Genomic DNA, 20,307 nt, shown 5'->3' on the forward strand with positions numbered 1-20,307 from the left:
GAGTGACCTGCCGCGAGGGTTTGACTCCGGGTACGTCGAGCCTCAAACTGACTGATTGTCGGACAATCAGGGGATCTGGCGATCAGGTCTCAACGGTCGTGGGAGGGTGTTCATGGCGCAGCCGCTGGAGTGGGGTCGTCGGTATCTGATGGTTCGGCCGGACCACTTCCGGATCGACTACGTGATCAACCCGTACATGTCCACCCACGACCAGCCGGACCCGGCGCTGGCGCTCAAGCAGTGGGAGTCGCTGCGCCAGGCGATCGTGGACGCCGGCGGCACGGTCGAGGTGCTCGACCAGCGCGAGGACTCGCCGGACATGGTGTACGCGATGAACCTCGGGCTGGCCACTGCGGACGGGCGCGCGATGCTCTCGCACATGCGGTTCGAGCCGCGCCGGAAGGAGTCGCTGAGCGCGGCCGACTGGTTCACCGGGAAAGGCTTCCGGCTCGAGCGGACCGGCGGTGAGGGCGTCGGGGCGCACTTCGAGTCCGGCGACGCGTTCGTGTTCGGCGACAGCTTGGTCGTCGGGTACGGGCCGCGGACCGAGGTCGAGGCGCTCAAGCAACTGGCGACCGAGTGGAACATCCGGGTGCGCGGGCTGCGGATCGCACACGAGGGGATGTACCACCTCGACCTGCCGTTCTGCCCGGTCGACAGCACCCACGCGATGGTCTACCCGCCGGCGTTCGACGCCGCGAGTCAGGCCGAGCTGTCCGGGATCGTCCCGGACCCGATCGTGCTCACCGACGAGGAGGCGTTCGCGTTCAGCGGGAACTCGATCGTGGTCGGCGAGACGATCATCATGCCGGCCTGCTCACCGCGGCTGCACGAGATCTTCACCGGGCTCGGGTTGCGCGTCGTCGTCCTGGACCTGTCCGAGTTCCACAAGGGCGGCGGCTCGGCCCGCTGCCTCACCAACCCGCTCGACTTCCCGCTCACCCCCATCACCACCCCAGGCGGCGAACTCATCCTCCCCGCCTGAGTCGGGCTGGGTTACTTGTCGGCCTTCCAGATGATGTCGAGGGTGTTCGGGTCCCAGCCGTAGCCCTTGATCCATTGGAGGGCCTTGGTCTTGGCCTCGGGGGTCCAGGTCTCGATGACGATCGAGATGGCTTCGGGGTTCTTCGGGTCGGACTTGGACTGGGTGTACGTCGCCTGGAAGCCGGGGCCGATGTACGGCAGCTGGCCGAGGATCGGGTACTTCTCCTTGAGCCGCTGCTGGATCTGGTCGTACTTGCGGCCGGCTTCGGCCTCGAGTTCGCGCTCCTGCTCGGGGTTGTTCTTCGTCCACTCCCGGCCCTCGGCGCTGTTGGCGTACAGGTACATCTTGTAGGTGAGCGGGTCGCTGCCGGACGTGAACGTCTCGGTGTAGCTCTGGAAGCCGCGCCGCGAGCCCACCAGGGTGTGCTGGCCTTCCTTGATCTTGACCTCGCCGTTCGCCGGGATCTGGTGACCGTCGAGCGTCAGGGTCAGGTCGTTCGGGATCGACGTCACGCTCAGCGTCGTCTTCGATCCGCCGCCGCGGAACAGCACGACACCGCCGATCACGATCAGCACGACGGCCAGCGCCACGACGCCGATCATGAAGGGCCGCCGGTTCTCCTCCAGCATCCGATACTCCTGTCCTTGCTCAGCTCGCCGGTTGTGGCGCGTTCTTCAGCCGGTAGACCGTGAAGTTGCCCTCGCCTCCGCCGACGTCGTACAGGTAACCCGCCTGCGGCACGTGACCGTGCAGCGAGGCCGATGCGGCGTTGTAGCCGCCGCCCTCCTTGCCCCACGGACCGACGAACAGGTAGGTGTGGCCGGGCCCGTTCAGGATGTCGCCGGGCTTCATGCCGCCCGGGGGATCCCCGTGCCACCAGTCGTACTTCCCGGAGCCTTGCAGATACGTCCGCTGGACGTCGGTTCCGACATTCGGGTAGTCCTTGTCGGCGCCGCTCATGTGCATCACGGTCGCGACGAAGCGGCCGCAGTCACTGTACGGGTCCTCGCCGCTGGAGCCGTCGTTGTACTTCTCCATCGCGTCGACGTACTCCTTCTTCGCGATGCTCGCGGCGACTCCGTTGTGGCCGTCCTCCGGCCAGGCGAGGTTCTTGGCGACCTCGGCGATGTTGCCGCTGCCGGCGCCGCAACCGCCCCCGGTGCTGGCTGCCGCGTCTCCGCCGCCGGCGGGCGCCGAGCCGGCGAACTGGTCGAACACGTGCCGTGCGTTCGCCTTGCGCTCGGCGTACCGCTCGTGGTTCGGGTTCTCACTGCCGGCGAACCGCTCGAACATGTGCCCGAACTGGTACGCGGCGTCCTCGACAGACGTCGCTCCCTTGATCGCCCGCCCGGCGGCCGCTTCCGCGAGCGGCGGGTCGCCGTTGAGCTGTTTGACCAAGAACTCCAGCTGGTAGCCCAGCGAGGCGATCTTCTCGTCCGGGACACCCGCGTCCCGGGACGGGTTGATCATCTTGCCGGCCGGTGTCCACTGCACGATGCCCCAGCCGAGCGAGGAGTTGACCACCGCGTTCGGCATGCTGACGGTGCCCGGGCTCGTGCCCTGCAGGCGGCCCGGCTCGACGCTCGACTCGCTGATCATGTTGCCGACGATGCCCGCGGCCTGCTCCTTGGAGTAGCCGTTCTGGACGAAGAAGTTGAACGCCTTCTGCTGGTTGTTGGCCCCGGAGAGGTTGCCGTCGACGCAGCTGCAGCCGCCGCCCTTCGAGGTGTCGACCTCGAACAGGTTCTCTTCCGGCTTCGGGACGATCGACCACTTGTTGTTGTTCTCCTGGTCGGCCCACATCTCCCAATGCAGGTGCACGCCGGCGAGCCCGACCGGAGCCCCCTGGCCGTCGGTGCCCTCGTTGCCGACGCCGGCCGTGCCGATCACGTCGCCGCGCTTGACCTGCGCGCCGTTGGCGACGCTCACGGTCTTCAGGTACTTGTACCGCGTCTCGACGCTCTCGAGGGTGACCGTGTCCCCGTTCTTCGAGGCCATCCGGATCCGGACCTCGTGCGCCGAGGCGGCGACGACGTTGCCGTCGTGCGACGCGTAGACCTTGGCGTCCTCGTCGACCTTGAAGTCGTAGCCCTGGTGGAAGAAGCTCCACTCGCCGTCGATCTGGTGCCGATCGGTCGGCCAGCCCATCATGGGTTCGTCCTGAGCGTGCTGCGCGCACTGCGCCTCGGCCGAGTCCAGCCCGCCCAGAACGCTGAGCAGCATCAGCAGCACGATGACCAACGGCAGCAGCAGCACCAGCCCGATCGCGCCGAGGAGCTGAGCCGGACTGATCTTTCCCACGCTCTGCTCCTCGCTGCTCCGAGTGACTCCCCGCGCCGGTCCGCGGGAAGGGGCGGCCACTAGAGGGAAATGCTGCCCGAAAACCGGGTCATGAGGTCGGAAGTTATCCACAGGCAGGTGTCCGGGGCCGGGTCGGGCGCGACAACGGACCGGGTCTGGACGAGAATCGCGGTATGTACGAACGGCTGCGGGTGGACCGCTCGACCACGGTGGACCGGGTGGTCGACGCGCTGCGGGGCGCCCTGTTCGCCGGTGACCTGCAGCCGGGGACGCCGCTGCGCGAACAGCCGCTCGCCGAGGCGCTCGGGGTTGCCCGGAGCACCATTCGCGAGGCGATGACCATGCTGGTCACCGAGGGACTCGCGGTCCGGGAGCCGAACAAGGGGGTCAGCGTCGCGATCCTGCACCCCGCGGCGGTGGCCGACATCTGCCGTGCCCGGTTCGTGCTCGAGTCCGCCGGGATCCGGGCCTGGTACGACGCCGACGAGGCGGCCCGGGAGCGGGTCCGGGAGGCGATGCGGGTGTTCGCCGCGACCGCCAAGGACGGCGCGGACCCGGAGGCGATGACCGAGACCCACCTGGCCATCCACCGCAGCCTGGTCGCGCTGACCGGCAGCGAGCGGCTGATCGCGACCGCCGACTCGATCACCGGTGAGGCCAGGCTCGCGCTGGCCCGGGTGGACGCGCTGCGGCAGGACGCGCGCCAGCAGGTCGCGTCCCACCGCAAGCTGATCCGGCTGCTCGAGCGCGGGGAGCTCGACGAGTGCGTCGAGGAGCTCCGCCATCACCTCGCCGGCGCCGAGGAGTCCCTCCTCGAGGCCATCGCGATGCCCCCGGGCTGACCCTCAGACCAGTCCGTCGGCCGTCACGTCGTACGTCGTCGAGCCGACTCGGAGGCCGGTCAGGCGGGCGTCCGGGTCGAGTGCCGCGACCTGCGGGCTGGCGGTCACGGTGCCGTCCAGGGCTACCTCGATGCCGAAGATACCCTCCAGCACCAGGCTGACCCAGGCGCCGGACGACGAGCAGGACCAGTCGATCAGGTACGGGAACTGCGGCGGCGACTTCCGCGCCCCGCCGGCCATCGCCAGCTGCGCCTCCTCGACGAAGTGCGCCTGCCCGCACGGCCCCTGGTTCGCCGTCCGGGCAAGGCCTGGCAGCCAGTCCAGCAGTACGTCGCCCCGCCCGAGCGCGAACAACGCGCGCCCCGCGTCTGCCGGCCAGGCCGGGTACGCGCCGTTCCACTGGTGGTCCGGTCGGACGCTGAACGCGGCATCCGCGTCGTACGGCGACAGCGCGCGCATCCAGGTTGGCGTCTGGAGCTCCCGCTGGAAGAACGAGACCATCTCGGCGCACTGCGACTCGGACAAGTCGTCGGGGATCGTCGTACCGACGATGTTGAAGTCGTAGCAGTGCCGGACCGGGACGAGCGACCCGTCGGGCTGCCGCGCGTGCCAGAAGCCCTTGCCCTCGACGTACAAGTCGTTGACATGGCCGGCCTGTGCCGAGGCCTCCTTGCGGAGGAGCGCGGCACGGTCCGCGTCACCGGAGCGGTCCGCGATCTCGGCCGCCACCCGCATGCACCAGACGTTGGCCGCGTTGAAGCTCGCCACCTCGTGCACGTAGCTGCTGACACACTCCAGCAGGTTGTCAATGCCGCCGTAGTCGGCCAATGCATGGTCGCCGCGCAGCCCGCGCCAAGCGGTCGCCCAGTCGTGCACATGATCGCCGACCGCCTTCGGCCCGACGGTCGCGTCGAGGAACGCATCGTCCCCGGTGAAGCGCACGTAGTCGCGCACCAGCCGGGTCATGGCGAAGTCGTTGACCGAGTACCAGTAGCCGACCGGTCCTCCGGTCAGCCACTCGGTACCGAAGTGCTTGTGCGTGTCCAGGTCGATCCAGTGCTCGATGTGCTTCCGCATCGGCTCCGGGTCGAGCAGGGCATGCGTGAGCGAGGACAGGCTGTAGTCCCAGATGAACGTCGTCGTCTGCCAGTACCGCGGCATCAAGGTGTCGTACGTCCGGCCGAGCACACTGGCCGGGTTGTCCCGCCGGAACCAGATGACTCCGAGCACACCCCACCAGTACAGCTTCCGCAGCGCCTCGTTCGACGTCTCCAGCACCGGCAGCGAGCCGCTGAACCCGTCGCTGGCCGGGTCGAAGGCGTCCGCGATCGCCACGTCCCACATGCTCTCCGCCACCGAGATCACGGCAGGTACGTCGGCCACGCACACGTCGAAGTGCTCCGTCGCCTCCTCCAGCGACCCGGCCAGCACATGCACGTACGACAGCCGGCCGCGCCCACGCTCGTCCAGCACGACAGTTGCCTCGAGCACGGACCTGTCCACGGTGCCGGGCACATCAAGACCTTGCACACTGACGGCTGAGGCGGACTCACCGGTGCCGACAACCTGATTGTCGACAACCCGCAGGACGTTCGGCTCGGACGGCGGCTCCGGGCGCAGCCAGCCGGCGGACGAGCGAGTCGCGCTGCTGGCCAGGGCAAGCCCCAGCCGCACGGACCGCCCTGGTTGCCCGGACACGTCCAGCTGTACGACGACAGCTGGCCGGCCGGGGGCGCAGGCGGTCGTGGTGCGCAGGTCGAGGCCGTCGACCGAGGTGGAGCGCACAACGCAGTCCGGGCGCCACACCACCTCGACTGTGCCGCCGTACGAGCGGGCCAGCCGGCCGTCGACGTACAGCTGGCCGGTGATGGTGTCGCCATGCGAGTACGGCGGGAAGTTCACGCTCCGGATCGCCATCACGTCGTGGTCGACCTGTGCGGTGCCGAGGAAGTTCGTCAGCCCGGGCGGGTTGAACATGTCGTCGTAGGTGTGGGTGAGGACGTCGCTGGCCAGGTCGGCTGAGCGAGGGATCATGACGGGTCTGCCCAATCGGTGTTCGGTAGCAGGGGGTACCAGTCCGGGCGGGCCGGATCGCGGTCGTACGGGTACGGGCCGAGCTCGCGGAACAGCTCGGCGTACTCGGCCAGCTTGTCGCGGTCCAGCTCCACGCCCAGGCCGGGCGCGTCCGGGACCGCGATCGCGCCGTCGGCGTACGGGAGCTTGCCGCCGGCAATGATGTCGTCGCGCAGGTGGTGGTAGTGCGCGTCCGCGGCGAACGACAGGTTCGGGACGACGGCGCCGAGGTGCAGCATCGTCGCGAGCTGGATGCCGAGCTCGCCGGAGGAGTGCACCGCGACCCCGAGCTGGAACGTCTCGCAGACGCCGGCCGCCTTGACGCACGGCCGGATACCGCCCCAGAACGTGGTGTCCAGCAGGATCACGTCGACCGCGGGGTCGCGGACGTTGGCGGCCAGCTGCTCGAAGTTCACCACCACGGTGTTGGTGGCGAGCGGGATCGGTGTGTTCTCGCGGACCCGGCGCATCCCGTTCAGGCCCCAGGTCGGGTCCTCGAGGTAGTCGTTGTCGAGGTCCTCGATGCCGCGGGCGAACCGGATCGCCTCCTCGACGCCGAACGCGCCGTTCGGGTCGAACCGCACCCGGTGCCCCGGGAAGGCCTCGGCCAGCGCCCGGAAGCACTCGCGCTCGTAGTCCGGCGGGAACACCCCGCCCTTCAGCTTGTGCACGCTGAACCCGTGCGCGTCGACCAGCGAGCGGGCATGGGCGACGAGTTGGTCCGGCGTGCGGATCTCACCGGTGCCGTCGTCCGCGGCGTGCCGGAAGAACAGGTAGCTCGCGAACGGCACGCGCTCGCGGACCTTTCCGCCGAGCAGGGCGTGCACCGGGACGCCGAGCTCGCGACCCTGCAGGTCCAGACAGGCGAACTCGATCGCCGCGAGCAACTGGGTTCGGTTGTTGTAAAGGCTCGCGGTCGGGTTGGCGAGCATCCAGCGCAACGCCTCGGTGCGGGCCGGGTCGTGGCCGACCAGATACTCCTTCAGCCCGGTGACCGCAGCCTCGGCGCTCTGCCCGCCGCCGCCCATCTCGCCGAGACCGATCAGGCCGTTGTCGGCCTCGACCTCCACCACGGTCCGGACGAAGCGTCCCCAGTGCGCCCCGTTGCTGTGCCGTAGCGGCGCCTCCAGCGGCATCGTCACCGTGGTCGCGCGGATGTCGACGATCTTCACTTCGCGTCCTCCGGCAATACGACGGCCAGGCCGGCGGTCAACCCGCCGTCGACCTTCACGTCGGCACCCGTCACGAACGACGCTGCGGGCGAGGACAGGAAGTAGATGACCTCGGCAACTTCTCCCGGAGTCGCGACCCGTCCGAGCGGATGCGACCGCCCCCACTCCGCCACCACCTCGTCGGTACTGCGCCCACCGCCGAACTGAGCGGCCGACGTCCGCAGCATCGGGGTGTCGACCGAGCCCGGGCAGACCGCGTTCACGCGGATCCCGTCGGGGGCGTGGTCGACCGCCATCGCCCGGACCAGGCTGAGCAGGGCGCCCTTTCCCATGCTGTACGCCGCGACGCTCGTCTGCGCCGCGTAGGCCTGCACGGATGCGACCACCACAACACTCCCGCCCCGCGGCAGGTGCGGCACGAACGCCTGGCAGGCGAAGAACACGCCGCCGACGTTCACGGCCATCACCTCGTCGTACACCTCGAAAGGCGTGTCGACGACGGTTCCGTAGCGTTGGACGCCCGCTGCACACACCAGCACGTCGATCGCGCCGATCTCCTCCGCGACGGATGCCAGCGCGGCCCGGTCCGAGACATCCACCTGCACGCCGGTTACCTGGTCACCGACAGAAGAGATGTCGCGGTCGAGCACAACGACCCGGTCACCGGCCTCCAGGAACCGTTCCACGGCACCTCGTCCGATGCCGGCGGCGCCGCCGGTCACGACGACTGTGCGGCTACTCATATATGTCCTCCGAGAATCAGAACTGACCGAGGGCGAGGCCCCGGGAGAAGAAGCGTTGGGCGGCGAGGAAGAGGATGACGGTGGGCAGCGAGACGAGCAGGCCGCCGGCCAGCACGGTCGGCAGCGCCGCGCCGCCGTACGTGCTCTGCAGGCCGGTCAACGCCGGCATGATCGGCCGCACCGACTCCGACTGGCTCAGGGTCAGGCCGAGCAGCAGGTCGTTCCAGACGAAGGTCGCCTGCAGGATGAAGATCGCGGCCAGCGCCGACCCGGCCATTGGCAGGTAGATGCTGCGGAAGATCCGGAACAGCCCGCCGCCGTCGACCACCGCGGCCTCGAACACGCTGCGCGCGATGCCGGTGAAGAAGTTCCGCATCACGAACGCCGAGAACGGCACGCTGATCGCGGTGTACACGATGATCATCCCGGTCCGGGTGTCGTACAGCCCGGAGTTCGCGTACCCGGAGAACAACGGCATCAGGATCATCTGCAGCGGGAAGATCGTCCCGCCGAAGATGAACACGAACCAACCGAAGCCGCGCTTCAGCCGCAGGACGACGATCGCGTAGCCGGCCGCGGCGCCGATCAGCACCGCGAGGACGGGCGCGACCACGCTGTACATCGTGGTCGCCACCAGCGTGTCGCCGAGCGCCGCCTTGCTCCACGCGTCCCCGAAGTTCGCGAACAGCGAGAAGCCGGCCGGTTTCCACACGGTCTTGGCGTCGTACCCGTCGACGGACTTGGACGCGTTGACGATCAGCAGGTAGACCGGCGCCAGCCAGATCAGCCCGAGCAGGACCAGGAACCCCGTCTTAACCTTGCTCACGGGCGTCCCCCAACTGGTAGCGCAGATAGAGGACCGAGGCCGCGAAGGTGACCAGGCTCAGGAACAGCGCGATCGCCGCGCCCTGGCCGTAGTCGTTCAGCACGAACGTCTCCTTGTACATCGACAGCGCCAAGGTCTCCGAGGACGTACCCGGGCCGCCCTGGGTCATGACCCACACCACGTCGAAGGTCTTCAGGCTGCCGACGATCGACAGTCCGATGACGACGGTGGTGATGGCTCTGAGCTGTGGCCACAGGTGATACCGGAAGAGCTTGAAGCCGTCGGCTCCGTCCAGGCGGGCAGCCTCCAGCGGCTCGGTCGGGATGGACTGGAGGCCCACCACGAACAGGAGGGCGTTGACGCCTGCGGCCTGCCAAGTCGTTGCCACGATCATCATCAGGGTGTTGCCGGGGCCGGACTGCAGCCAACCGGTGTGGGCACCCGGGAGCCCGAAGAACCCGAGTGCCTGGCCGAGTGCGCCGTCGGGCTGCAGTACGAAGCCCCAGATGACGCCGACGGCCACACCGGAGATCGCGTACGGCAGCAGGAACGGCAGCCGCAGCCAGGTGCCCCACCTGTGGCCGTAGGTGAGTACAGCCACAAGCAGCCCGAGTACGACCGGCAGGGTGATCATGCCCGCGACCCACAGCAGCGTGTTGACCAGTGCCCCGATCAGATCGGGGTCACTGAACATCGCCTTGTAGTTGGCCAGCCCGGACCACACCGGCGAGGCCAGACCGTCGTAGTCGGTGAAGCTGACGTACGTCGTCCAGAGGAACGGCAGGTAGAGCAGCAGCGCGACCACGCCCGCGGCCGGGAGCCCGAACAGCGGTGCCATCCGGGCTCCGGTCCGCGCGGCGCGGGTGGCGCTCAGCCGGCGGGTCTCCACCGGCCGCTCGGTGACAGCAGTCACTTCTGCTTGGCCCAGTACGCGTCCGCCTCGGCCTGGATCTTCTGCAGGCCCGGCATCGGGTCACCCGGCTTGGTCACGAAGGCGCCGAACACCTCGAGCGCCTTGTTCGCGACCGGGACCGGTGTCGCCTCGAACCACCGGTTGATCAGGCGGTAGCCGTTGACGTCCTTGTTCAGCTGTGCCAGACCCGGGTCCTTGACCTCGGCCTTCGGGTTGAACGACAGGTCGCCGCGGGAGTTCGCCCAGGCGGTCTGCGCCTGCGGCGTGACCCACCAGTCGGTCCACTTCTTGACGGTCGACGCGTGGTCCGACGCCGCGGCCGAGCAGACCGGGCCGGTCTCGAAGATCATCGAGGTCTTCGGCAGGTCGGGGTTCACGTTCGGGATCACGAAGAAGTCGTAGTCGGTCCCGGCCTTCATCTTCAGCGTGTTCAGGTTGCCGCTGAACCAGGTGCCGAAGTTGATCATCGCGACGTCGCCGTTCTTCAGCTGCGCCTGCGGCTCGGTCTTCGCGCCCGGGTCACTGAAGTACCCGGCGTCGATCATCTTCTTCCACTCGTTCATCACCTCGACCACACCCGGGTCGGTGTACTTCGCCTTGCCGGCGGCGAGCGCGTCGTACAGGTCCGGGTCCTTGCCGGCCAGCAGCGTCTCGAACCACACGAACGAGAACAGGATGTTGGTCTGGTAGAACGGCTTCACCCCGGCGGCCTTGACCTTGTCGGCCACCTGCGTCAGCTCGGCCCAGGTCTTCGGAGTCTGGGTGATCCCGGCCTTCTTGAAGACGGCCTTGTTGTAGTACATCACCCAGTAGCCGGCGTTCAGCGGGACGCAGTACTGCTTGTCGCCGAACGTGAAGTACTGCTTGAGCTGCTCTGGGATGTTGCCGTCGGCAATCGCCTTGGTCCACTGGTCGGTGGTCTCGGCGACGAGCTTCTGGTCCACCAGGTCCTGGAGCTCCTTGCCGGTGTGCCAGGTGAACAGGTCCGCCTTCTCCTTGGTCCGGAACGAGGACCGGATGAACGCGGTGTAGGTGTTCGAGTCGGAGTACCCGACCGGCTCCATCCCGACGCCGACGTCCTTCTTGCTCGCCGCGCCGACCTGGATGAACGCGTCCTTCCACCCGCCCTTGTCGTTGTAGAACTTGAGCGAGTCGACCGGCTTGTCCTCGCCCTTCTTCGGGGCAGCGGCGCCGCCGCCTCCACAGGCGGACAGCGCGAGCGCGCCGGCGATCACCAGAGCCGCCAGCGCCTTGCGGTTGTTGCGTTGCATGTGATGCGTCCTTCCAGCTCAGGGATGCTGAAGTCGTTCGTTGATGACGGCCAGTACGCCGTCGAGGTGCTCTCGGGTGAGGAGTTCGGCCAGGTCGGCGTCACCGGAGCGGACCGCGTCGTAGATCGCGCGGTGCTCGTCGAGGTCGGCCTGGCGGTCACCGTGGATGTGCAGGATCTCCAGCTGCTCCCGGGCGTTCACGACCGTGACCGACTCGACCACTTCGGCCAGGGTCGAGTTCCCGGAGGCCTGTGCCAGTGAGCGGTGGAAGTCCATGTTCACCTCGGCCAACTGCGCGTGGTCGCCGGAAGCGATCAGCTCGGCCGCACTCTCCAGGTCCTTGGCCATCTGCTCCAGCGCGGCCTCACCACGGGTCTGTGCAGCCAGCGCGGCAACAGGTGGCTCGATGAGGGCACGGGCCTGTAGCAGCTCCACCAGCCGGTCCGGACTCGGCGCCAGCGCCAGCGGGTTCGCCAGAACCAGGCGGCCAACGTTCGGGCCGACGTACACGCCGGAGCCGTGCCGGAGCTCTACAGCTCCGGTCGCCTCCAGCCGGCGTAGCGCCTCGCGGACCGTCGGTACGGCGACCTTGAACCGCTCTGCCAGCGACCGCACCGCCTCGAACTGGTCACCCGGCGCCAGCTTCCGCTCCGCGATCAGGGCGAGCATCGACGTGGCCAGGTCGTCCAGCAGACTGCGCCGTACGACGCCTCCGGTGGCGCTCATCCGGCCGCCGCCAGCGTGACCGAGACGAAGCGCGGGCGGTAAATGCTCACGTCGCCGTACAGCTCGTCGCTCACCAGGCTGTTGACGTTGTAGCTCACCAGCAGCGACGTACCGCGACGCAGGTCGGGGTGGTCGTGGGAGTTGTACGTGATGATGTTCCCGCCCGTCTCGGGGGTCTGGTACAGCTCGACCGGCTTCACCCACGGGCCGGTCGGCGAGCAGGAGAAGTACCCGAGGACGCGCTTGCTGAAGAGCTCGTTGGTGTCGTGCGTGACCAGCAGATAGCCATCGCTCCAACGGGTCACACTGTGCTCGTTCGCGACGCCCTGCAGCACTCGGGCCGAGGCGGTCTCGTCGGCCGACCAGCCCGACCCGGTCCAGTACTCCCACGGCTTCGCGGTCAGGTCGTCGCCGCGGACCCGGGCGACGTGTTGGTACTTCGAGGCGCCCAGGTCCTCGACGCCGTACACGTAGGTGTAGCCGCTGTCGCGGAGCAGCCAGCCGGACCACTGCACGTTCGCACCGGACGGGATCGGCGTGAGGCTCTTCAGCTTGGACGTCGTGCTGTCGAACCGGGCCAGGTAGTTGCTGGCCCAGCGCCAGTCCCACTGCCCGGTCCCGGTCTTCTCGAAGCGCAGCGCGACCACGTCGAGGTCACGGCCGGCGTGGCTGGTCTGCGCGGCGCCGAACCAGTACCAGCCGTTGGCCGGCGGCGGGACGAGCGCGGTGGGGCTGCTCGCCGTACCGCCGGTGACCGTCTTCAGTTTCGTGCCCTGCTGAATCACGAACGAGTTGTTGATGAACGGCGCGGTCGTCGGACGGCTGCCGTCCGGGTTCACCGGGCCGAGGAAGGTGTCGGAGAAGACCCACGCCGTCCGTCCGCCGGGCAGCGGCACGGAGTAGGTGCTGTCGGCACCCGTCCAGCCCTTCCCGGTGTCGCTGTAGGCGTTGAGGAGGCCTTCGGGCGCCGCATGCGCCGATGACTGAGCGGTCCAGGTGGTGCTGACGGCGCTGCAACTCGACGGGTCGGCGGCGGCGGGGACAGCGGGGACAGCGAGGCCCGCTGTCGTGAGTGACAACGCGACTACCGCGGTCAGGGGACGGGACATGAAAATGATCAGATCACTTGGTCATTTTCGCTGTCAAGAGTCAGGGACGGATCAGGGCGTGTACCGGGAGTGGTGCTACCGCGCGGGTGGGAGGATCGACGGCATGAAGAACTTGATCATCAGGCTGCTCGCCAACGCGATCGCGCTGGGTGTGGCGACCTGGCTCGTGTCCGGGATCACGCTCGAGGGCGCGACCACCGGCCGGCGGGTGCTCACACTGCTGATCGTGGCCGCGATCTTCGGCGTCGTGAACGCGATCGTGAAGCCAGTGGTGAAGCTGCTGTCGCTACCGCTGCTGATCCTCACTCTCGGCCTGCTGACCTTCGTGATCAACGCCGTGATGCTGTGGCTGACGTCCTGGATCACCGGGAAGCTCGACGTCCAGTTCCACGTCGACGGGTTCTGGGCCGCGCTGTGGGGCGCTCTGATCATCAGCATCGTCGGCATGCTCATCAACGTCGTGCTGCCGGACAAGGCCGAAGTCCGCTAGTGCGCGTCGAGATCGTCTGCACCGGGAACATCTGCCGGTCGCCGATGGGCGAGGTGGTGCTGCGCGCCAAGCTCGCCGAGGCCGGTCTCGACGGCGTCGAGGTGACCAGCTCAGGCACCGGCGGCTGGCACGTCGGCGACCGGATGGACCCGCGGGCGGCGGCCGCGCTCCGGCGTCGCGGGTACGACGGCAGCGCGCACCGGGCCCGCCAGTTCGACCGGTCGTGGACACCCGACCTGATCCTCGCGATGGACGCGGGCCACCTCGACACCCTCACCCGGTACGGCGCCGCGGCGCAGCTGTTCGCGCACGACGACGTACCGGATCCGTACTACGGCGAGGACGACGGTTTCGACGAGGTCCTCGCCCAGATCGAGAAGGCGGCCGACCAGTGGGTCGACCGCCTCCGCGGTCAGCTCTGACCGATGCCCGCCTTCAGAGTCACGAACCAGTCAGCGGCCGGGTCGAACGCCTTGCCGCCGGCGATCCGCGGGAACTCGATCGCGCGCAGCTCGTCGCCGCGCTCCTCGTCGTGGCCGACGACGCCGGACTCACCACGCAGCGCGGCGTCGACGGCGTAGTCGGTGCACTCCTTGATCAGCGCCAGGTCGCGGTCGTTGGCCGCGGCCGAGCGGCTGAAGTACCCGCTCTTCTGCACCATCGTCTTCTCCGCGCCGATCCGCTCCGCGAACTGCTTCGCGAACCAGGCGCCCGGGTTGATGGTGTCCAGCTTCACGTGCCCGAACGGGTCCCGGCCGACCTTCTCGCCGCGCGCCTCCATCTCGGCCACGATCGACTCCACGCCGGCGCCCTCGGACAGGAAGATGTTGACGCAGTCCTCTTCGTCCATCACCTTGCGCAGCCGGTCGGCCTCGGCGTCCAGGTCGATCGTTGCCTCCGGCACGTACACGGCGTCGACGTCCCAGCCACCCTTGCGCAGGCCGATGCCCGGGTTCCACTCCTGCTCGTCGACCCACGCCTGGTAGGCCTGCGCCGTGGCCGCGGTCAGCCACCCGCAGTTGCGCCCCATCACCTCGTGGACGATCAGCATCCGCGGGTTCGAGCTGTGCTCGGCGATGATGTTGCGGGCGAACAGCGCGCCCTGCTCGGCGGCGGTCCACGCGCCCAGGCTCTGCCGGATCGGGACCACGTCGTTGTCGATGGTCTTCGGCAGCCCGACCACGGTCAGGTTGTAGTCGTGCTCCTGCAGGTACGCCGCGAGGTCGGCGGCGGTGGTGTTGGTGTCGTCACCGCCGATGGTGTGCAGGACGTCGACGCCGTCCGCGACGAGCCGCTCGGCCGCGACTTGCAGCGCGTTCTGCCCGTCCTGGATCAGGCCGCGCTTCACCAGGTCCGCGGTGTTGGTCAGCTTCACCCGGCTGTTGCCGATCGGGCTGCCGCCGAACTTGTGCAGCAGCGCCGCCTTCTCCCGGACCTCCGGCGTGACCTCGAGGAACTGGCCGCTGAGCAGGCCGTGATACCCGTTCAGATAGGCGATGATCTCCACGTCGGGCGCCACCTCGGTGTAGCGCTCGATCAGCCCGCCGACGGCGGACGACAGGCAGGGCGCGAGCCCGCCGGCGGTGAGCAGGGCAACTCTGCGGACAGACTTGTCGGCAGCCATGGGTCAGGGTCCTTCCGGAAGTCGCTGAAGTCGCCACCAGACTAGTGATGTGGACCACTGTGGGAAGTGGTCGGGCCGTGATGCGGACCTCCATCACTCACCAAGTCGCTCCGACAGGCTCGTCCCACGCTGAGCTGCGCCGTGAGCTGCGGCGCTAGGCGGGGTTGGTGAGTGTCTCAGGTCCGCGGAGCGGGACCGACCTCGGCGGCACCGGGGTGGAGACGATGAACGAACTGGTCGTCTGCCCGTGCGGCAGGAACTTGTCCAGCACCTCCTCCAGCGCGGCGATCTCGGCGACCTGGACGCGCATCAGGAAGCAGTCCTCGCCGGAGATCCGGTGGCACTCGACGACCTCCGGGACGCGGCCGGCGAGCTCGATGATCTTCGGGATCTGGTTCGGGCCGGGGCGCAGCCGCACCCAAGCGGCGACCGGCCGGCCGAGCGCGGCCGGGTCGATGTCGAGGCGGTACCCGCGGATCACGCCGGACTCCTCCAGCCGGGCCACCCGCTCACGCACCGTCGGCGTCGACACCCCCAGCCGGCGGGCGAGCTCGGTGGTCCGCAGCCGGGGATCGGCGGTCAGCTCGTCCAGGATTCGGGTATTGAGCTCATCCAGCATCTGACTTCTCGTTTCGGTAAGCAAGACCGCCTCCTGGGCTCCGAATCGCCATGGATCACCGCAGACTTCGTTTCTACTGTAATGAGCGTGACAACACTTACCGAAGCCCGGCCGCGGATCGGCCTCGCAGCCGGTGCTGCTGCTGCCACGGTCGTGCTGTGGGCCTCGTCGTTCGTCGCCATCCGGCACGTCGGCGCCCAGATCTCCGCCGGCCCGCTCTCGCTGGCCCGGCTCGGCCTGGGCAGCGTCTTCCTCGGGGCCTTGCTGGTCAAGCGGCAGCAGCCCGCCGTACGGCGCTGGCCGGTCCGGCGCGACTGGTTGCCGCTGATCGCGTGCGGTGTGCTGTGGTTCGGCGTCTACAACCTGGCTCTCAACGCGGCCGAGCGCCGGCTCGACGCCGGTACGGCGGCCATGCTCGTCCACATCGCGCCGCTGCTGATCGCAGTACTCGCCGGGCTGGGTCTGGGTGAGGGGTTCCCGCGGCAGTTGGTGATCGGCGGCCTGGTCGCCTTCGCCGGCATCGTCGTGATCGGTACGTCGACGTCCAGCGGCCGCGCCGAGACGTGGGGCGTGGTGCTCTGCGTGGTCGCCGCCATCTCGTACGCCGTCGGCGTGGTGACGCAGAAGCCGCTGCTCAGCCGTCTGCCCGCCGCTGAGGTCACCTGGCTCGCCTGCACGATCGGTGCGCTCGTCTGCCTGCCGTTCGCACCGACCCTGGTCGACGAGCTGCGCGTCGCCGACGCGGCGACCCTCTGGTGGGTCGTGTACCTGGCAGCGTTCCCGACCGCACTCGGCTTCACCACGTGGGCCTTCGCGCTCCGCCGTACGAGTGCTGGACGCATGGGCGTCACTGTCTACGCCGTACCGGTTGTCGCGATCGTCCTGGCCTGGCTGTCGCTGGGCGAGGCTCCCACCGCACTGGCTCTCAGCGGCGGCGCACTGTGCCTGGCCGGCGTGGCCATCTCCAGGAGGCCAGCATGAAGTTCGGTGTGTTCGTTCCGCAGGGCTGGCGGATGGATCTGGCCGAGCTGGCGGACCCGGTCGAGCAGTGGGAGGCCATGACCGCTGTGGCCAAGGCGGCCGACGGGGGTCCCTGGGACTCGATTTGGCTCTTCGACCACTTCCACACCGTCCCGGAGCCCGCCCGCGAGACCGTCTTCGAGATGTGGACAACCACAGCCGCCCTGGCGCGTGACACGACACGGGTGAACCTGGGTCAGCTGGTCGGCTGCAACGGGTACCGCAATCCCGCTCTGCTCGCCAAGATGGCGGCCACGGTGGACGTGGCCAGTCATGGGCGGATGTACGCCGGGATCGGCGCCGGCTGGTCGGAGCACGAGTGGCGGGCGTACGGCTACCCCTGGACGAGCCAGAAGGAGCGGATGGGCTCGTTCACCGAGTCGGTCGAGCTGCTGCACCGGCTGTGGACCGAGGACGACGTGGTGTTCCAGGGGCAGTACCACTCCGTCGACAAGCCGTACGTCGTCCCGCGGCGCCGCCCCAGGCTCTGGATCGGCGGCGGCGGCGAGCGGGTCACGCTGCGGCTGGTGGCGAAGTACGGCGATGCCTGCAACTTCGGAACCGGACGCGTCGACGTCATCGAGCAGAAGCTGGCGATCCTCCGCAAGCACTGCGACGAGGTCGGCCGCGACTACGACGAGATCATCAAGTCGACCAGCCTGAACGTGTTCCCGGTCGAGGCGGGCGCCGACCCGGTGGCCGCGACGGCCAGGGCCCGTGGGCGGTACAGCCTGGACGAGTTCCTGGAGATCGGCTCCGGCGGGACGTCACATGTGCTGGCGGAGGTGGTCACGACGAAGCAGCTCAGCGTGCACGTCGAGCGGCTGGCGGAGGCCGGTATCGACTACGTGATCTCGTACATCCCCGGCGTCGCCTACGACCACGAGCCGCTACAGCGCTTCGCCGAGGAGGTCGTTCCGCAGTTCAGCTAGCCGCCGGTGGATCCCGTCGTACGCCGTGGCCTGCGGCCGGTCGTCCCGGAGCGCAACTCCGGCGTGTCCATGTTCCCGCCGGAGGTCCGTCGTACTGCGGAGGCTGCCCGCGAACGTGTCCTCGGTCCACACGCGCAGGGCGGTACCGGGCCGCGCCCGGCGTACCGGAGGCACCCCGCCGAAGGTCCAGGCGAAGTCGGCGGGCTCAGGCGTGAATTCGACAATGCCCACGTCTGGCAACCTATTGGTGAGGATCAGCGGGTTCTCAGGCGATTCTCACAGAAGCGACCTACTCTCGGTCACGGAACTTCGAGTGGAGCGGGGCAGACGATGCGGGTACTGGTGGTGGACGACGACCGGGCGGTCCGGGACTCGCTGCGCCGTTCGCTGGAGTTCAACGACTTCGAGGTGGTGACCGCGTCCGACGGCGCCGAGGCGCTCGCGGTGATCGGCAACGTCGAGCCGGACGTCGTCGTGATGGACGTGATGATGCCGCGGCTGGACGGGCTGGAGACCACCAAGGCCCTGCGGGCCGCGGGCAACAACGTGCCGATCCTGGTGCTCACCGCGCGGGACGCGGTCGCGGACCGGGTGGACGGCCTGGACGCCGGCGGCGACGACTACCTGACCAAGCCGTTCGCGTTGGAGGAGTTGCTGGCCCGGCTGCGCGCGCTGCTGCGCCGCAGCACCACGCCGGGCGAGGGCGGCCAGCGCGGCGAGGTGCTGCAGTACGCCGATCTCGTGGTCGACGTCGACGCGCACGAGGTGCACCGCGGCGACGTGCCGATCCAGCTCACCCGCACCGAGTTCTCGCTGCTCGAGCTGCTGATCCGCAACCCGCGCCGGGTGCTGGAGCGCGCGGTCATCCTGGACGCGGTCTGGGGCTACGACTTCCCCACCACGGCGAACTCCCTCGAGGTCTACATCGGCTATCTGCGGCGCAAGACCGAGGTCGAGGGCCTGCCCCGCCTGATCCACACCGTCCGCGGTATCGGGTATGTGCTGAGGGACACCCCGCCGTGAGCCAGCAACACCCCGAGGGCTTTCCGTCGTACACCGACCGGCCGCAACCGCAACCCGCACCACCTGTTGCCAAGAGCAATGGAAACCGTGTGGCGGCGACAGCCGCCCGCACCCAGAGCTGGTGGAACGAGACGCTCCACAAGCTGACCCTGCACGCCCGCGTGACGCTGCTCGCGGCGGTCGCGGTCGGCCTGGCGGTGGCGATCGTCAGCGTCGCTGCGTACGTCACCGTGCGTCAGCAGATGTACCAGAACCTGGACGACAGCCTGATCCAGCGCGCCAGCCAGGCCTCCCAGAAGGGCGTCCTGACCAACCTCTACAACCTGCAGAACGCCTCGGCCGACGCCTTGGGCCTGAGCGACATCCGGGTCGGCGTCCTGAGCGCCGACGGCCAGAAGTGGGCGCCACGGAACAGTCCGCTCCCGCCGATGGGGCCGGACGAGCTGCAGATCGCCCAGAACCAGGGCAACGAGGCCAGTCTGCGCACTGTCGGTCTACGCAACGGCGGCTCCCACTTCCGGGTGGTTGCCGTGCCGGCCCGCTACTGTCCCGCCAACGCACCCTGCGACGAGGAGCCCGGCCTGTACCAGCCGGGCGCCCTGGTCGTCGCGCAGTCGCTGGGCGCGATCGATCAGACACTGCACAACCTGGGCATCGTGCTGTGGGCGTTCGGGCTGATCGGCGTCATCGGCGCCGCGCTCGCGGGCAACGCGGTGGCGCGATCCGGTCTGCGGCCGCTGGCGCGGCTGACGGGCGCGGCGGAGCACGTCGCGCGCACCGAGGACCTGAAACCGATCCCGGTCGCCGGGACCGACGAGATCTCCCGGCTGGCGATGGCGTTCAACGCGATGCTCGGCGCGCTCGCACAGTCCCGCGACCGGCAGCGCCGGCTGGTCGGCGACGCGGGCCACGAGCTGCGTACGCCGCTGACCAGCGTCCGGACGAACCTGGACCTGCTCGCGCAGGCCGACAAGCGCGGCGGCCTCCGGCCCGAGGACCGGCAGCAGCTGCTGGACGACGTCCGCGCCCAGATGGACGAGCTGACCACGCTGATCGGCGACCTGACCGAGCTGGCCCGGGACACCCCGCAGGTGCGGAACGCGGAGCTGATCGAGCTGTCCAACGTGGTCGAGGACGCGGTCATCAAGGTCCGACGGCGTGCGCCCGGACTGGAGTGGGACGTCCAGCTCACGCCGTTCCCGGTGTGGGGTGACGAGCGGCTGCTCGGGCGCGCGGTCACGAACCTGCTCGACAACGCCGCGAAGTACAGCGTTCCCGAAGGCGCGGCGCAGCACAGCGACGGGCAGCCCGTCGGGCACGTCACGGTCCGGCTCGTGGACGGCGTACTGACAGTCACCGACTCCGGGCCGGGGATCGCCGAGGCGGACCTGCCGCACGTGTTCGACCGGTTCTACCGGTCCAGCGAGGCGCGCGGCCGCCCCGGGTCCGGGCTGGGCCTGGCGATCGTGAAACACGCGGCCGAGCAGCACGGCGGGATGATCTACGCGCGGAACGTGCCGGGGGCCGGCGCCCAGTTCACGCTGTGGCTGCCGCACGCGGCGACCCAGACCCGCTGAGAGTTCCTGACAGATCCTTCAGAGGATCTTCATGGAGTTCTTCGGTCACTCCGAGCTGATC

21 protein-coding genes are annotated in these 20,307 nt (G+C 68.9%); 8 read left to right on the forward strand and 13 right to left on the reverse strand.

Annotated features, from left to right (window positions below; all coding sequences use genetic code 11):
• Positions 1 to 112 precede the first annotated feature (112 nt).
• Positions 113 to 985, forward strand: a complete 873-nt coding sequence (locus AB0L64_RS00425) for an arginine deiminase family protein (RefSeq protein ID WP_363706205.1) — start codon at positions 113 to 115, stop codon at positions 983 to 985.
• A gap of 11 nt (positions 986 to 996) precedes the next feature.
• On the opposite strand, the gene AB0L64_RS00430 is transcribed toward AB0L64_RS00425, so the two are convergent.
• On the reverse strand, positions 997 to 1,614 hold the full coding sequence (locus tag AB0L64_RS00430) for an S-layer protein (protein WP_363706207.1): 618 nt from the start codon (positions 1,612 to 1,614) through the stop codon (positions 997 to 999).
• A gap of 19 nt (positions 1,615 to 1,633) precedes the next feature.
• Complete coding sequence (locus AB0L64_RS00435; protein ID WP_363706209.1) at positions 1,634 to 3,286, reverse strand: phage tail tip lysozyme; 1,653 nt, start codon at positions 3,284 to 3,286, stop codon at positions 1,634 to 1,636.
• A 173-nt stretch (positions 3,287 to 3,459) separates the two neighbouring features.
• On the opposite strand from AB0L64_RS00435, the gene AB0L64_RS00440 reads away from it, so the two are divergent.
• Positions 3,460 to 4,128 (forward strand): GntR family transcriptional regulator, encoded by a 669-nt coding sequence (locus AB0L64_RS00440; protein ID WP_363706211.1) that lies wholly within the window; start codon positions 3,460 to 3,462, stop codon positions 4,126 to 4,128.
• A 3-nt stretch (positions 4,129 to 4,131) separates the two neighbouring features.
• Here the strand turns inward: AB0L64_RS00440 and AB0L64_RS00445 are convergent, their stop codons facing one another.
• Genes AB0L64_RS00445 through AB0L64_RS00480 form a run of 8 tightly spaced genes read right to left on the reverse strand, consistent with a single transcriptional unit; the run spans position 4,132 to position 12,961 of the window.
• Positions 4,132 to 6,162 (reverse strand): hypothetical protein, encoded by a 2,031-nt coding sequence (locus AB0L64_RS00445; protein WP_363706213.1) that lies wholly within the window; start codon positions 6,160 to 6,162, stop codon positions 4,132 to 4,134.
• Positions 6,159 to 7,373 carry an enolase C-terminal domain-like protein gene (locus AB0L64_RS00450; RefSeq protein ID WP_363706215.1) on the reverse strand — a complete coding sequence of 405 codons (1,215 nt, stop codon included), beginning with the start codon at positions 7,371 to 7,373 and terminating at the stop codon, positions 6,159 to 6,161. Before AB0L64_RS00450 ends, AB0L64_RS00445 begins: the two co-directional genes overlap by 4 nt.
• Positions 7,370 to 8,116 (reverse strand): SDR family oxidoreductase, encoded by a 747-nt coding sequence (locus tag AB0L64_RS00455; protein WP_363706217.1) that lies wholly within the window; start codon positions 8,114 to 8,116, stop codon positions 7,370 to 7,372. Before AB0L64_RS00455 ends, AB0L64_RS00450 begins: the two co-directional genes overlap by 4 nt.
• 16 nt (positions 8,117 to 8,132) lie before the next feature.
• A complete protein-coding gene (locus AB0L64_RS00460) occupies positions 8,133 to 8,942 on the reverse strand; it encodes a carbohydrate ABC transporter permease (RefSeq protein WP_363706219.1) in 810 nt (269 codons plus the stop codon).
• Positions 8,929 to 9,855: a sugar ABC transporter permease gene (locus AB0L64_RS00465; protein ID WP_363706221.1), complete on the reverse strand. Its 927-nt coding sequence runs from the start codon at positions 9,853 to 9,855 to the stop codon at positions 8,929 to 8,931. Before AB0L64_RS00465 ends, AB0L64_RS00460 begins: the two co-directional genes overlap by 14 nt.
• Positions 9,852 to 11,126, reverse strand: coding sequence for an extracellular solute-binding protein (locus AB0L64_RS00470; protein WP_363706223.1), 1,275 nt, complete (start codon positions 11,124 to 11,126; stop codon positions 9,852 to 9,854). Before AB0L64_RS00470 ends, AB0L64_RS00465 begins: the two co-directional genes overlap by 4 nt.
• A gap of 18 nt (positions 11,127 to 11,144) precedes the next feature.
• The gene (locus AB0L64_RS00475) at positions 11,145 to 11,852 is read right to left on the reverse strand and encodes an FCD domain-containing protein (RefSeq protein ID WP_363706224.1); all 708 of its coding nucleotides are present in this window, start codon (positions 11,850 to 11,852) and stop codon (positions 11,145 to 11,147) included.
• Entirely contained in the window at positions 11,849 to 12,961 is a 1,113-nt protein-coding gene (locus AB0L64_RS00480) for a DUF4185 domain-containing protein (protein ID WP_363706225.1), read from the reverse strand. Before AB0L64_RS00480 ends, AB0L64_RS00475 begins: the two co-directional genes overlap by 4 nt.
• 103 nt (positions 12,962 to 13,064) lie before the next feature.
• On the opposite strand from AB0L64_RS00480, the gene AB0L64_RS00485 reads away from it, so the two are divergent.
• On the forward strand, positions 13,065 to 13,451 hold the full coding sequence (locus tag AB0L64_RS00485) for a phage holin family protein (RefSeq protein ID WP_363706226.1): 387 nt from the start codon (positions 13,065 to 13,067) through the stop codon (positions 13,449 to 13,451).
• Positions 13,451 to 13,873 (forward strand): low molecular weight protein-tyrosine-phosphatase, encoded by a 423-nt coding sequence (locus AB0L64_RS00490; protein ID WP_363706227.1) that lies wholly within the window; start codon positions 13,451 to 13,453, stop codon positions 13,871 to 13,873. The genes AB0L64_RS00485 and AB0L64_RS00490 overlap by 1 nt, the downstream gene beginning before the upstream one ends.
• Here AB0L64_RS00490 and AB0L64_RS00495 read toward each other — a convergent pair.
• Complete coding sequence (locus AB0L64_RS00495) at positions 13,864 to 15,075, reverse strand: pyrophosphate--fructose-6-phosphate 1-phosphotransferase (RefSeq protein ID WP_363706228.1); 1,212 nt, start codon at positions 15,073 to 15,075, stop codon at positions 13,864 to 13,866. The two genes, AB0L64_RS00490 and AB0L64_RS00495, sit on opposite strands and share 10 nt — an antisense overlap.
• Positions 15,076 to 15,229: 154 nt before the next feature.
• A complete protein-coding gene (locus tag AB0L64_RS00500; RefSeq protein WP_363706230.1) occupies positions 15,230 to 15,694 on the reverse strand; it encodes an Lrp/AsnC family transcriptional regulator in 465 nt (154 codons plus the stop codon).
• An 87-nt stretch (positions 15,695 to 15,781) separates the two neighbouring features.
• Here AB0L64_RS00500 and AB0L64_RS00505 point away from each other — a divergent pair, with 87 nt between their 5' ends.
• Together AB0L64_RS00505 and AB0L64_RS00510 are read left to right on the forward strand one after the other, a co-directional pair.
• Complete coding sequence (locus AB0L64_RS00505; RefSeq protein WP_363706232.1) at positions 15,782 to 16,675, forward strand: EamA family transporter; 894 nt, start codon at positions 15,782 to 15,784, stop codon at positions 16,673 to 16,675.
• Positions 16,672 to 17,646: a TIGR03560 family F420-dependent LLM class oxidoreductase gene (locus AB0L64_RS00510; RefSeq protein ID WP_363706234.1), complete on the forward strand. Its 975-nt coding sequence runs from the start codon at positions 16,672 to 16,674 to the stop codon at positions 17,644 to 17,646. Before AB0L64_RS00505 ends, AB0L64_RS00510 begins: the two co-directional genes overlap by 4 nt.
• Here the strand turns inward: AB0L64_RS00510 and AB0L64_RS00515 are convergent.
• Complete coding sequence (locus tag AB0L64_RS00515; protein WP_363706236.1) at positions 17,605 to 17,877, reverse strand: hypothetical protein; 273 nt, start codon at positions 17,875 to 17,877, stop codon at positions 17,605 to 17,607. The genes AB0L64_RS00510 and AB0L64_RS00515 overlap by 42 nt on opposite strands.
• Before the next feature lie 99 nt (positions 17,878 to 17,976).
• On the opposite strand from AB0L64_RS00515, the gene AB0L64_RS00520 reads away from it, so the two are divergent.
• Both AB0L64_RS00520 and AB0L64_RS00525 read left to right on the forward strand, forming a co-directional pair.
• Entirely contained in the window at positions 17,977 to 18,669 is a 693-nt protein-coding gene (locus AB0L64_RS00520) for a response regulator transcription factor (RefSeq protein WP_355485247.1), read from the forward strand.
• An 89-nt stretch (positions 18,670 to 18,758) separates the two neighbouring features.
• The gene (locus tag AB0L64_RS00525; RefSeq protein ID WP_363706239.1) at positions 18,759 to 20,246 is read left to right on the forward strand and encodes a HAMP domain-containing sensor histidine kinase; all 1,488 of its coding nucleotides are present in this window, start codon (positions 18,759 to 18,761) and stop codon (positions 20,244 to 20,246) included.
• Positions 20,247 to 20,307 lie beyond the last annotated feature (61 nt).

It is taken from the genome of Kribbella sp. NPDC051936, assembly GCF_040680955.1.
Lineage (GTDB): Bacteria > Actinomycetota > Actinomycetes > Propionibacteriales > Kribbellaceae > Kribbella.

Coding starts and splice junctions, on each gene's coding strand:
- AB0L64_RS00445 (WP_363706213.1), bottom strand. CDS start 6,162: ATGATCCCTCGCTCAGCCGACCTGGCCAGCGACGTCCTCACCCACACC.
- AB0L64_RS00510 (WP_363706234.1), top strand. CDS start 16,672: ATGAAGTTCGGTGTGTTCGTTCCGCAGGGCTGGCGGATGGATCTGGCC.
- AB0L64_RS00430 (WP_363706207.1), bottom strand. CDS start 1,614: ATGCTGGAGGAGAACCGGCGGCCCTTCATGATCGGCGTCGTGGCGCTG.
- AB0L64_RS00480 (WP_363706225.1), bottom strand. CDS start 12,961: ATGTCCCGTCCCCTGACCGCGGTAGTCGCGTTGTCACTCACGACAGCG.
- AB0L64_RS00470 (WP_363706223.1), bottom strand. CDS start 11,126: ATGCAACGCAACAACCGCAAGGCGCTGGCGGCTCTGGTGATCGCCGGC.
- AB0L64_RS00495 (WP_363706228.1), bottom strand. CDS start 15,075: ATGGCTGCCGACAAGTCTGTCCGCAGAGTTGCCCTGCTCACCGCCGGC.
- AB0L64_RS00500 (WP_363706230.1), bottom strand. CDS start 15,694: ATGCTGGATGAGCTCAATACCCGAATCCTGGACGAGCTGACCGCCGAT.
- AB0L64_RS00425 (WP_363706205.1), top strand. CDS start 113: ATGGCGCAGCCGCTGGAGTGGGGTCGTCGGTATCTGATGGTTCGGCCG.
- AB0L64_RS00475 (WP_363706224.1), bottom strand. CDS start 11,852: ATGAGCGCCACCGGAGGCGTCGTACGGCGCAGTCTGCTGGACGACCTG.
- AB0L64_RS00485 (WP_363706226.1), top strand. CDS start 13,065: ATGAAGAACTTGATCATCAGGCTGCTCGCCAACGCGATCGCGCTGGGT.
- AB0L64_RS00440 (WP_363706211.1), top strand. CDS start 3,460: ATGTACGAACGGCTGCGGGTGGACCGCTCGACCACGGTGGACCGGGTG.
- AB0L64_RS00520 (WP_355485247.1), top strand. CDS start 17,977: ATGCGGGTACTGGTGGTGGACGACGACCGGGCGGTCCGGGACTCGCTG.
- AB0L64_RS00455 (WP_363706217.1), bottom strand. CDS start 8,116: ATGAGTAGCCGCACAGTCGTCGTGACCGGCGGCGCCGCCGGCATCGGA.